Here is a 14683-nt window from a genome sequence, read left to right on the forward strand (position 1 = left end):
TTCCTTTGCCCTTGTCTTTCGCCCAGCAACGCCTGTGGTTTCTGAACCAGTTAGATCCTGCTGCCAGTCTGGCCTATCACCTGCCCGCTGCGCTGCGCCTAATCGGCCGACTTAACCATGATGCCCTGATTCAAACACTTAATCGTCTGGTTGCCCGCCATGAAAGCCTGCGCACCCGTTTTGTGATTATCGAGAGCCAGGCCTGCCAGTATATTGATCCTGCTGACATCGGCTTTGCCCTGTCCCGCCATGATCTGCGTTCATTAGCGCCGGAAGCGCGTACTCAACGCATCACTGAACTGACGGCCCTTGAAGCCAAAACCTTTTTTGATTTGATTCAAGGCCCGCTGATCCGCGGTCAATTATTACAACTGACCGATGAAGAACATGTATTGCTGCTCACCCAGCATCACATTATTTCTGATGGCTGGTCGATTGGCGTGCTGGTACATGAACTGGGCACTCTCTATCATGCTGCGCTGGGCGATCATGCTGCGCCGGAAAATCATGATGACCCGCTTCCGCCACTGTCCGTTCAATATGCCGATTATGCCGTCTGGCAACGTGAGTGGCTGCAAGGCGCTGTTCTGACTAAACAACGTGATTACTGGCGTACACAACTCGAAGGTGCGCCCGCCTTACTGAGTCTGCCTACAGACAGAGCACGTCCTCCGGTACAAACTTATATCGGCAGCCAAGTACCTGTTGAATTTGATGTCACCTTGCTGAGATCCCTGAAGTCTCTCGGACAACGCCATAACACGACGTTATTTATGACCGTACTGGCAGCCTGGAGTATCGTACTCAGCCGGCTTAGTGGTCAGGATGATATCGTCATCGGTACACCGGTTGCTAACCGCCCGCACCGCGAGCTTGAAGGTTTAATTGGATTTTTCGTCAATACACTCACCTTGCGTGTTACGTTGAGTCATACCACCAGCGTTGCCGATCTACTGACCCAAGTCCGTGAACGGGCACTTGCTGCCTATGCCCATCAGGATCTGCCTTTTGAACAGATAGTAGAAACCCTGCAACCTGAACGCAGCCTGAGCTACAGTCCTATTTTTCAAGTAATGCTAGCCTTTAATAACACGCCGGCCAAAACCCTGACACTGCCCGGCCTGCAACTCGCGCCTGTTGAACAAGTGCGCCACAGTACTCACTTTGATATGACATTATCACTGACCGAAACGGATGCGGGGCTGTTCGGTGAACTGGAATATGCTGTTGATTTGTTTGATGCCGCCACGATAAAGCGTATAGTCGGCTACTTGAAGCAAGTTCTGGTTTCAATGACGCAGGATACAACACAATCTATCGCCAGCTTACCGATGCTCTCGGATTCAGAACAACAACAACTCTTGGTGGAATTCAACGCCACTCAGGCGGATTTCCCGCAGGATGCCCTGATCCATCAACTATTCGAAGCACAGGCAGCTAAAACCCCTGATGCCACAGCGGTAACCTATGAAGAACAGTCGTTCAGTTATGACGAACTGAACCGCCGGGCCAATCGGCTGGCGCACCATTTAATGACATTGGGTGTCCGTCCTGACTCTCGGGTAGCGATATGCAGTGAGCGTAATTTGGATTTGATTATTGGTCTGCTTGCCATTCTCAAGGCAGGCGGTGCGTACTTACCACTGGATCCGACTTATCCGGCCGAGCGGTTGGCACATATACTCAAGGATGCGGAGCCAGTCGTTTTGCTGACTCAGGCTGTACACGCGGACAAAATTGACGGTGCCATACCTGCACTTTTGCTCGATACACAAGTGTCGTTCTTGGCAGAACAACCGTCTCACAATCCGGATGCACAGGCATTGGGGCTGACATCACGCCATCTGGCGAATGTGATCTACACTTCCGGCTCAACCGGTCTGCCCAAAGGAGTGATGGTTGAACATCGCAATGTACTCTGCCTTATCATCAATAACGGTTTTGCTGATCTTGGTCGAGATGACTGTGTTGCCCATTGTGCCAATATTGCGTTTGATGCATCGACTTGGGAAATCTGGTCTGCCCTGCTTAATGGCGGACGTCTGCATGTTGTCCCTCAATCCGTACTGCTCGACCCGGTACGCTTCTGTGATTCACTGGTTAAGGGGCGAGTCACTGCTCTCTGGCTGACTGCCGGTTTATTCAACCAATATCTCGACACGCTCAGACCCTTGTTTGGCCAATTACATTATCTGCTTGTGGGTGGCGATGTGCTTGATCCACGGAAAATCCGGCAGGTGCAATTGGCTGAATTGCCACCGCTGCATTTAATCAATGGCTATGGCCCGACAGAAACCACCACGTTTGCCGTCACCTACCTTATTGCATCTTCGGTTGATGTTGCTCGTTCTATTCCTATTGGTCGCCCGATTTCCAATACCCGAATTTATATTCTCGATCCACAGGGTCAACCTGTGCCGCTCAGGGTTGCCGGCGAAATTCATATTGCCGGAGCCGGAGTTGCCCGTGGTTATCTCAACTTGCCTGAACTGACTGCTGAACGTTTCCTTACTGATCCGTTCTCCAAAGATACCGATGCGCGTATGAACAAAATGTACAAAACCGGTGATCTTGGTCGTTGGCTGCCCGATGGCAATATTGAATATCTTGGCCGCAATGACTTTCAGGTTAAATTACGGGGCTTCCGGATTGAACTGGGTGAAATCGAAACACAATTGATGCAATGCAATGGTGTACGTGAAGCCGTGGTTATCCTACGCGAAGACATTTCTTATCAAAACATAGCAGATCAGAAACAGTTGGTGGCTTACCTGAAACCTTTGGATGGTGTTGAGTTAGTCCCTGCGGAGCTACGCCAGCAACTTACTCAGCACCTTGCCGAATATATGCTGCCCAGCGCCTTTATGGTACTCGACACTTTCCCGCTGACTCCCAATGGAAAACTTGACCGTCAGGCACTTCCTGCACCTGATTTATCGGCTATGGCAACGCGCAGATATGAAGCGCCAATCGGAGAAGTGGAAACGGCTTTAGCCCGGATTTGGCAAAATTTACTGAAATTGGAGCAAGTCGGGCGCCATGACCATTTCTTTGAGCTTGGCGGGCACTCGCTGATGATCGTCAACCTGATTGAACAACTGCATGGCTTTGGCTGGCGGCTGGATGTACGCAGTGTGTTTGCTGCACCTATTCTCAGCGAACTGGCAAAAACCATTCTGGTATATCCAAGCGATATTTGCGAGTTTGCGGTGCCACCCAATCTTATCCCCACAGATTGTCATGGGATCACACCCGATATGTTGCCGCTGGTTTCGCTGTCCCAAACTGAAATCGACGCCATTACAGACACAATTCCGGGCGGGGTAAGTAATGTGCAAGATATCTACCCGCTGGCGCCGTTGCAGGAAGGTATTCTGTTTCAACATTTGTTGCAGATACAAGGGGATGATTATCTGCTGCAAAGTATGCAGGCTTTCGATACCCGTGAACGCCTTGCTGCCTTTTTGAATGCTCTGCAAGAGGTCATTAATCGCCATGATATTCTGCGTACTTCCATTTATTGGCAGGATCTGGCCCAGCCAGTTCAGGTGGTCTGGCGTCAGGCAAAACTAAAGATCAACATTTTCACGCCTGCTACAGCGGATAATGTCGAAACTCAGCTACAGGCCCATACTGATCCACGTCGGTATCGTCTTAACCTAAATCAAGCGCCGCTGTTCGCCGCTGATATTGCTCACGATCCAATGCAAGATGAATGGTTATTGTCTTTGCGTTTTCATCATCTGGTCAGCGACCATATGACACTGGAGCTGCTTTTCGCTGAAATTTCCCTGTTGTTAAGAAATAAGCTACCGGGACAGGCGGAAATGTTGCCAGCGGCATTGCCTTACCGTAACTTTATTGCCCAGACTCTGAATACGCCTGTCACGGCGCATGAGGATTATTTCCGTACCCGATTTGCTGACGTAGATGAACCCACCACACCATTTGGGATACTCAAGGTACAGAGTGATAACAGTATTATCAGCAAAGCCCGCCTCCCGGTTGACATAACACTGGCGCAAGCTATTCGCTCTCAGGCCCGTCGTCTGGGTGTCAGCCCCAGCGTCCTGTTCCATGTCGCTTGGGCACAAGTGCTGGCACAAACCAGTGGTCACGATGATGTGGTCTTTGGTTCAGTATTATTGGGACGTCTGCAAGGAATTTCAGGTGCCGGCAGAATACTGGGGATGTTCATCAATACCCTGCCAATCCGGATCTCCCTGAGCGGACACAGCGTGCAAGAGGTAGTACAAGCCACATACCGCAATCTGACCGAGTTGCTGGAACATGAACAGGCACCGTTATCGCTGGCTCAACAATGCAGTGGCGTGGCACACCCTATGCCATTGTTCAGCGCCTTGCTGAACTATCGTCACAGTCAGGTCAGCGAAGCTGATACAGTTAACAGCGTCTGGACAGGTATGCGCATTCTAACCGCCGAAGAGCGAACCAACTATCCGGTCAGCCTGTCAGTGGATGATTTGGGAACAGACTTCCACTTAATGATCCAAGCCGTTGATGGAATTGATCCTGCCCGTGTCATCAGCTATATGATTACCGCCATCAGCGGGCTGACTGATACTCTGGCTCATCATCCGCAACAGCCCGTTCTGCAAGTGCCAATCCTGCCAGCCTCAGAGCAGCAACAACTGCTGGTGGACTTTAACGCCACACAGGCTGACTTCCCGCAACATGCACTCATCCACCAGCTATTTGAAGCCGAAGCCGCACGCCATCCTGCATATATCGCTATCGTATGCGGAGATCAGTCACTCAGTTACGACGAATTGAACCGCCGTGCTAACCGTCTGGCACATCATTTAATTTCATTGGGTGTCCGCCCGGATGACAGGGTTGCAATGTGTGCCGAACGTAGTCTGGAAATGGTGGTGGGATTGCTTAGCATCCTCAAGGCAGGTGGCGCCTATGTGCCCCTTGATCCGGCTTATCCGGTTGAGCGGCTGTTCTATATGCTTGAGGATTCATCACCGATAGTGCTGCTGACCCAAACAGCATCAGGCAATATATTTACCCATACTGATTCTGTATCAATACCTATCGTCATGATTGATTCCCAAGCAACATTCACGGAAACTCTGCCTGATCATAATCCTGCAATACCGGCACTCAGGGCACACCATCTGGCATATGTTGTTTATACCTCAGGCTCAACCGGTCTGCCCAAGGGAGTTATGAGCAGTCATCAGGCTCTATGTAACCGATTATTGTGGTTTGTACGTGACATTGTAACTCAGCCTTTAGTGGCGGCGCTGAAAACCAGTATCAGTTTTGTCGATTCAGTGACTGAAACACTGGGTACATTGCTGTCTGGCGGCAAGCTGGTGGTTTTCAACGATCATGAAGTGAAAGATCCCGTGCGTTTCAGTGAAGGTTTGCAACGCTTTGGTGTTAATTATTTAGTAGTTGTTCCATCACTATTGAAACTCTTGATACAAGACAGCGGTAATGGCCTGAAATCGATTAAGACATTGGTTTGCAGCGGGGAGCGGCTTGCGCCTGAACTGGCACGACAAGTTGTGGCAGATTATCCTTGGCTTCGGTTGTTCAACTTCTATGGTTCATCCGAAATCAATGGTGATGCCACTTGGTATGAATACTCCGCTGAACATGGCATACCGGAAGCTTCCGTCATTGGTCGCCCCATCGCTAACATCCATAGCTACATTCTCGATTCTCGCGGTTGTCCCGTGCCCCTCGGTGTAACAGGAGAAATCTATATCGCAGGGAGTGGCGTTGCCCGTGGTTATCTGAACCGTCCGGAGCTTACTGCCGAATCTTTCCTCCCTGATCCGTTCGCTGCAAATTCAGATGCCCGTATGTACAAAACCGGTGATCTCGGTCGTTGGCTGCCGGATGGCAATATCGAATATCTCGGTCGTAACGATTTTCAGGTTAAACTGCGCGGCTTCCGGATTGAACTGGGCGAAATTGAGGCAAGGCTTGAACAATGCTATGGCGTACGTGAAGCCGTCATGCTCGTCCGCGAAGATGAATCAGGGCAAAAACAACTGGTGGCTTATCTGCGGTCACACGATGGCATTGAACTGAAACCTGCTGAATTGCGTCAGGAACTCACCCAGCATCTGGCGGATTATATGCTGCCCAGTGCCTTTGTCATACTGGATGCTTTCCCATTAACGCCGAATGGCAAACTTAACCGCAAAGCATTCCCTGCCCCTGATTTATCCTCCGTGGTGACTCAAAACTATGAGCCACCTGTTGGTGAAGCAGAAAGCGTACTGGCGCAGATCTGGCAGGAATTATTGGGGCTGGAGCGTGTGGGTCGCCATGACCATTTCTTTGAACTGGGCGGTCACTCGCTACTGGCTGTCCGGCTTGTCGCCCGTATCCGTCAGACACTGGCGCGAGAATTGTCGTTACAGCAACTGTTTGCCCAGCCTGTTCTGATGCAACTGGCTCACGCATTGACCAACACATTGGCTGATAGTGCCCCAACAACGCACGCGATTATTCCCACAGCAGACCGCAGCCAGCCGTTACCTCTGTCTTTCGCCCAGCAACGTCTGTGGTTTCTGGGACAGCTCGATCCGGCCGCCAGTCAGGCTTATCACCTTCCTGCGGCATTGCATCTCAGTGGCTTACTCGACCACCATGCCCTGACCATTGCTCTGGATTGTCTGGTAGCACGTCATGAAAGTCTGCGCACTCGTTTTGTCTCAATTGAAGGCCAACCGTACCAGCATATTGATCCGGCTGACACTGGTTTTGCCCTGCCTTTCCATGACTTACGCCAGCTTGATCCGACATTTCATACGCAGCGTGTTACCGAGTTCGCCGAACAAGAAGCCCAGATGCTTTTCAACTTTGCTCAGGGACCACTTATGCGTGGTCAGTTGCTGCAACTGGCAAATGAAGAACATGTGTTATTACTCACCTTACATCACATCATCACTGATGGCTGGTCTATCAGTGTGTTGGTACGAGAACTGGGTGCTTTCTACCGCGCCGCCCTTGATGGTCATGATAATCCTTTACCGCCACTGCCTATTCAGTATGCGGATTACGCGGTCTGGCAACATGACATGTTGAAAGGAGATAAATCGCAAGGAAAAAGTCTCGCTGAGCAACGTGATTTCTGGTCTGCCCAGCTTGACGGTATTCCGGCATTGCTGACACTGCCCACGGATCGGCCCCGTCCGGCACGGCAATCCTATGTCGGTGATCAGGTTTCTTTCCATCTTGATGCCCCGTTATTGGCATCGCTTAAGGCGCTTGGACAGCGCCATAATAGTACATTATTTATGACTGTGCTGGCGGCCTGGAGTATTGTACTCTCCAGACTCAGTGGGCAGGATGATATTGTCATCGGCACACCGGTTGCCAACCGTCCGCACCATGAACTTGAGGGTCTGATTGGTTTCTTTGTCAATACGCTGGCGCTGCGGGTCACATTTAAGCACGATCTCAGCGTCGCTGAGCTGATTGCACACGTTCGGGAACGAGCACTTGCCGCCTATGACCATCAGGATTTACCTTTTGAGCAAGTGGTGGAAGCCCTCCAGCCTGAACGTAATCTGAGTTATAGCCCGGTCTTTCAGGTGATGCTGGCGTTAAACAATACACCCGCCCAAACGCTGACATTACCCGGGCTACAGTTGAAACCCTTCGAACAATCACAGCATAAAACGCATTTTGATCTCACGTTATCACTGGCTGAAACAGAAACGGGCCTGGCTGGCGCTCTGGCCTATGCCGCAGATCTGTTCGACACAACAACGATTGAGCGCATGGTCGGCTATTTAACCAATATATTGACCGCCATGACCGATGATGAAACACAAACCATCGCGGCTCTGCCCATGCTGACGGAAACAGAGCGACAACAACTGCTGGTTGACTTCAATGCAACTCAAACAGATTTTCCGCAGGATACCCTGATCCACCAGCAGTTTGAGGCCCGGGTTTTACAACACCCCGATGCAACTGCCGTGGTTTATGAAGGCCAGACTCTGAGTTATCGCGCATTGAACCAACGAGCCAATCGTCTGGCGCATCATCTGATTGCGTTGGGTGTACGGCCGGATTCCCGGGTCGCGATTTGTGTTGAGCGCAGCCTTGACAGTGTGGTGGGGTTACTCGCCATTCTTAAGGCCGGTGGCGCTTATGTGCCGCTTGATCCGGCTTATCCGACCGAACGGCTGGCCTATATGCTGGAAGATGCCGCTCCTGTTGTGTTGCTGACCCAGACATCACAACTCGATAAACTTCCCGGTACTATGCCTGTGGTTATTCTCGACCCGTCAGACGCATTGCTGGAGTCTCAATCCATTCACAACCCAGAAACGCCAATGCAGGGACTCACCTCACGCCATCTGGCGTATGTGATCTACACATCGGGTTCAACCGGACAGCCCAAGGGGGTGATGGTTGAGCATCGGGGGGTGATCAATCTGGCTTTAGCCCAAATCAACCGGTTTAAGGTGGATAAAACCAGCCGGGTATTGCAGTTTGCTTCATTGAGTTTTGATGCCAGTGTATCGGAAATCATGACAGCATTAAGTGGTGGTGCTTGTCTGGTTATCCCTGATGATGAAGTTCGTCAGGATGTAAATCGACTTTGGCATTATTTGGAAGAACAAAAGGTGACTCACGCATTTCTGACTCCAGCCCTGTTTCGTGGCAGTCAGGATTTACCGATACTGACGGTAAAACCGACGCTGGTGTTAGCGGGTGAAGCACCTGATTCAGTGTTATTTCAGTCGTTGTGTGAGCGGGTAACATTGTTCAATGATTATGGCCCGACAGAAGCAACGGTTTGTGCCACGTCTTGGCATTGTCCGGCAGATTACATGGATACCAAGGTACTTGTCGGGTGTCCAACCGCTAATACGCGGGTTTATTTGCTGGATGCTTATAGTCAGCCAGTCCCCTTGGGGGCGGTGGGTGAACTGTATATCGGCGGCGCAGGTGTGGCGCGGGGCTATCTGAACCGACCCGACTTAACCGCCGCCCGTTTTCTGGCCGACCCGTTCAGTGAAAAACCGGATGCACGGATGTACCGCACCGGGGATTTGGCCCGTTACTTGCCTGACGGCAATATCGAATATCTGGGCCGCAATGATTTTCAGGTTAAATTGCGCGGTTTCCGTATCGAACCCGGTGAAATCGAAGCCCGGCTGAAACAATGCCACGGTGTGCGTGAAGCGGTGGTACTGACCCGTGAAGTGCCTGCTTATCAAGATATGGCTGGTCAAAAACGACTGGTCGCTTACCTGCTTCCTCAGGCCGGTGTTGAACTTACGCCAGCGGAATTGCGTCAGCAACTCACCCAGCACCTTGCTGACTATATGCTGCCCAGTGCTTTTGTCATGTTGGACAGTTTTCCGCTGACTCCTAACGGAAAACTCGACCGTCAGGCACTGCCTAATCCCGATGCTTCCGCGCTTGTTGTACACCGTTATGAAGCCCCGAGCGGTGAGACTGAAATTGCACTGGCTGAAATCTGGCAAAATCTATTGGGTCTGGAACAAGTCGGCCGATATGATCATTTCTTTGAACTGGGCGGTCACTCGCTACTGGCTGTCCGGCTTGTTGCCCGTATTCGTCAGACACTGGCGCGAGAATTGTCGTTACAGCAACTGTTTGCCCAGCCTGTTCTGATGCAACTGGCTCACGCATTGACCAACACATTGGCTGATAGTGCCACAACAACGCACGCGGTTATTCCCACAGCAGACCGCAGCCAGCCATTACCTCTGTCTTTCGCCCAGCAACGTCTGTGGTTTCTGGGACAGCTCGATCCGGCCGCCAGTCAGGCTTATCACCTTCCTGCGGCATTGCATCTCAGTGGCTTACTCGACCACCATGCCCTGACCATTGCTCTGGATTGTCTGGTAGCACGTCATGAAAGTCTACGCACTCGTTTTGTCTCAATTGAAGGCCAACCGTACCAGCATATTGATCCGGATGACACTGGTTTTGCCCTGCCTTTCCATGACTTACGCCAGCTTGATCCGACATTTCATACGCAGCGTGTTACCGAGTTCGCCGAACAAGAAGCCCAGATGCTTTTCAACTTTGCTCAGGGACCACTTATGCGTGGTCAGTTGCTGCAACTGGCAAATGAAGAACATGTGTTATTACTCACCTTACATCACATCATCACTGATGGCTGGTCTATCAGTGTGTTGGTACGAGAACTGGGTGCTTTCTACCGCGCCGCCCTTGATGGTCATGATAATCCTTTACCGCCACTGCCTATTCAGTATGCGGATTACGCGGTCTGGCAACATGACATGTTGAAAGGAGATAAATCGCAAGGAAAAAGTCTCGCTGAGCAACGTGATTTCTGGTCTGCCCAGCTTGACGGTATTCCGGCATTGCTGACACTGCCCACGGATCGGCCCCGTCCGGCACGGCAATCCTATGTCGGTGATCAGGTTTCTTTCCATCTTGATGCCCCGTTATTGGCATCGCTTAAGGCGCTTGGACAGCGCCATAACAGTACATTATTTATGACTGTGCTGGCGGCCTGGAGTATTGTACTCTCCAGACTCAGTGGGCAGGATGATATTGTCATCGGCACACCGGTTGCCAACCGTCCGCACCATGAACTTGAGGGTCTGATTGGTTTCTTTGTCAATACGCTGGCGCTGCGGGTCACATTTAAGCACGATCTCAGCGTCGCTGAGCTGATTGCACACGTTCGGGAACGAGCACTTGCCGCCTATGACCATCAGGATTTACCTTTTGAGCAAGTGGTGGAAGCCCTCCAGCCTGAACGTAATCTGAGTTATAGCCCGGTCTTTCAGGTGATGCTGGCGTTAAACAATACACCCGCCCAAACGCTGACATTACCCGGGCTACAGTTGAAACCCTTCGAACAATCACAGCATAAAACGCATTTTGATCTCACGTTATCACTGGCTGAAACTGAAACGGGCCTGGCTGGCGCTCTGGCCTATGCCGCAGATCTGTTCGACACAACAACGATTGAGCGCATGGTCGGCTATTTAACCAATATATTGACCGCCATGACCGATGATGAAACACAAACCATCGCGGCTCTGCCCATGCTGACGGAAACAGAGCGACAACAACTGCTGGTTGACTTCAATGCAACTCAAACAGATTTTCCGCAGGATACCCTGATCCACCAGCAGTTTGAGGCCCGGGTTTTACAACACCCCGATGCAACTGCCGTGGTTTATGAAGGCCAGACTCTGAGTTATCGCGCATTGAACCAACGAGCCAATCGTCTGGCGCATCATCTGATTGCGTTGGGTGTACGGCCGGATTCCCGGGTCGCGATTTGTGTTGAGCGCAGCCTTGACAGTGTGGTGGGGTTACTCGCCATTCTTAAGGCCGGTGGCGCTTATGTGCCGCTTGATCCGGATTATCCGGCTGAACGGCTGGCCTATATGCTGAAAGATGCTGCCCCTGTTGTGTTGCTGACCCAGACATCACAACTCGATAAACTTCCCGGTACTATGCCTGTGGTTATTCTCGACCCGTCAGACGCATTGCTGGAGTCTCAATCCATTCACAACCCGGAAACGCAAATTCAGGGACTCACCTCACGCCATCTGGCCTATGTGATTTACACATCGGGTTCAACCGGACAGCCCAAAGGAGTGATGGTTGAGCACTGCAATGTCCTGCGTCTGATTATCAATAATGGTTTTGCGGATATTGGCCCGGATGATTGCATTGCTCATTGTGCCAATATGGCTTTTGATGCTTCGACGTGGGAAATCTGGTCAGCCCTGCTCAATGGGGGATGCTTGCATGTCGTTTCACAACCCGTACTGCTTGATCCAGTACGTTTTTGTGATTCACTCATCAGGGGGAAAGTCACCGGCCTTTGGTTAACCGCGGGTTTGTTCAATGAATACCTCGACACACTCAAACCCCTGTACGGACAATTGCGTTACTTGCTGATTGGCGGCGATGTGCTTGATCCCAATAAAATTCAGCAAGTGCAATTGGCCGAATCAAAACCAACCTATTTGATCAATGGCTATGGCCCGACAGAAACCACAACCTTTGTCGCAACCTATACGATTCCGTCTTCTGTCGGTATGGCGCGTTCTATTCCTATCGGCCGCCCGATTGCCAATACCCAGATTTATATCCTTGATTCACAGGGTCAGCCTGTACCAATCGGTGTTGCAGGGGAAATTTATATTGCAGGCAACGGCGTTGCCCGTGGTTATCTGAACCGTCCGGAGCTTACTGCCAAATCTTTCCTCCCTGATCCGTTCTCTGCAAATTCAGATGCCCGTATGTACAAAACCGGCGATCTCGGTCGTTGGCTGCCTGATGGCAATATCGAGTATCTCGGGCGCAATGATTTTCAGGTTAAATTGCGCGGTTTCCGTATCGAACCCGGTGAAATCGAAGCCCGGCTGAAACAATGCCACGGTGTGCGTGAAGCGGTGGTACTGACCCGTGAAGTGCCTGCTTATCAAGATATGGCTGGTCAAAAACGACTGGTCGCTTACCTGCTTCCTCAGGCCGGTGTTGAACTTACGCCAGCGGAATTGCGTCAGCAACTCACCCAGCACCTTGCTGACTATATGCTGCCCAGTGCTTTTGTCATGTTGGACAGTTTTCCGCTGACTCCTAACGGAAAACTCGACCGTCATGCACTGCCTGATCCCGATATCTCTGCTTTTGTGGTTCATCGCTATGAAGCCCCAATCGGTGAAACAGAAGTTGCTTTGGCGCAAATCTGGCAAGATTTACTGGGATTAGAACGTATCGGTCGCCATGATAATTTCTTTAAACTGGGTGGTCATTCGCTGCTCGCTGTCAAATTGCTGAATCGCATACGTGAGCAAGGCATGGAAATTCCGCTGACTGCTCTATTCGCTCACCCAACCTTATATTATCTGGCTTCGATCATCGGGGAACGTCTCGCTATGCCAATCTCTCCACTTGATGAAAATCCTGTTCCGCTCAATTCGGCAGGCTCTTTATTGCCTTTGTTCTTAGTACATGAAACCTCCGGTGACCCCCTTGTTTATTCGCCGCTGGCTGCTTTACTGCCACCTGAACTTCCTGTTTATGCGTTGCAGGCGATTGGTATTCACACTCTCGAACATCCACCTGCATCGATTGAAGATCTGGCTGCCTGCCATATTCAGGCAATACGCCGTATCCAGCCACAAGGGCCTTATCGTCTGGTGGGTTGGTCAATTGGCGGTTTGATTGCCTATGAAATGGCTCAACAATTCATGAACGATGGCGAGACAGTGGAATTCCTCGGCATGATTGATTCCTATAATCATACCGCTAACGACTCTGGTACAGACGCCTCGGGTACAAACAGTTCTGAACGGGAAATCATAACCGGACAACCGGAAGATCAAGAAGCAAAACGGACTGCGTTAATCATTGATTCATTGCGTACTCAACAAGGAATTAGCGACAAATCAGTTTTGGAAGAGCTTAATAAACTCACCGGACTAGAGCAAGTTATTGATTACAGCATTGAACACCAATGGTTGCCGACAGGTATTACACGCGAGGATATTCTTCTGCGTCTGCATACCGCCGAGATGACAACACAATTGGGTCAGGACTATGTCGCACCAAAATCATCCTTGCCTATCCATCTCTATGCAGCAGATAAGTCAGACAACGGGGATACATGGCATGGCTGGCAAGATGTTGTCGGTCATAATTCACAATTTCACCGGATCGGTGGAACACATTTCTCCATCATGCGCTCACCTTTACTGAACCATCTGGCGGACTCAATCGTCGAACATATGCGTGCCGTTCCTGCATTCGATCCTCGTGTTATTATTCAGCAGGGATCACAATTGGTACCACCGCTGTTCTGCATACCCGGAGCCGGTGCCAATCCTTCCAGTCTGCTTGATCTGGCACTGGCTTTCCCACGAAAATTACCGATATATGCTCTACAGGCACGTGGTTTTACCGCCGAGCATGATTTCCCTTACTCTAGTGTCGAAGGCGCTGCTCAAGCTTATCTTCAAATTGTCCGCCAAGCCCAACCACGCGGCCCTTATCACCTTCTGGGACACTCTTTTGGTGGTTGGATTGCTTTTGAAATGGCTTTGCAATTACATGCAGAGGGGGAAATTGTCTCCGACCTCATTCTTATTGATACTGATGAACCGAACCAACAAGGTATGGCGATCAAATCATTCAATCGGGTCGAGACTATAATGGAGCTAATTGATATTTATAATATGATATTAAGTCAACCTCTCCCGCTCACAGGACGGGATTTTGATAATCTTGAACCGGATGAACAGACTCAGTATCTGCATGGTGCGTTGGTGAAAGCCGGTCTTTTCCCCGCGAAAACACCAATATCACTGTTGCAAGGTATCATTCGTGTCATGCAGGCCAACCTGAACACTAGTTACCAGCCCCGAACTCGTTATGAAGGCGTTGTTCATTTAATCAACGCAGAAAAGGGCGATACAGATGAAAGGAAAATGCGTGAAACTCAGTGGGGCTATCATGTTACTCAACTAAACACAATGCTTGTGCCCGGTAATCACATGACTATGTTGTCCACATCACAGGTTGAGCAATGGATAATGACGTTATGGCAGAAATTAAATTATATAAACAACCCATTACTTAAATAATGGCTTATAAATCTCTCGTAGCTGGCAAGAACGCAGTATAATCTTTAACCGCAAAGCAGAAACCGCCC

Annotated in this window: 1 protein-coding gene (only partly in view); it reads left to right on the forward strand. The window is 50.5% G+C overall.

Annotated elements, in window-relative coordinates; genetic code table 11:
• Positions 1–14615, forward strand: the 3' portion of a protein-coding gene (locus AC5JQI_RS10565) for an amino acid adenylation domain-containing protein (protein ID WP_493912122.1). The gene continues 124 nt to the left of window position 1, outside the view; the window shows 14615 of its 14739 coding nt (coding positions 125–14739); the start codon falls outside the window, past its left edge; the stop codon is at positions 14613–14615.
• The last annotated feature ends 68 nt before the right edge of the window (positions 14616–14683 follow it).

The organism is Xenorhabdus sp. XBWT (assembly GCF_059072735.1).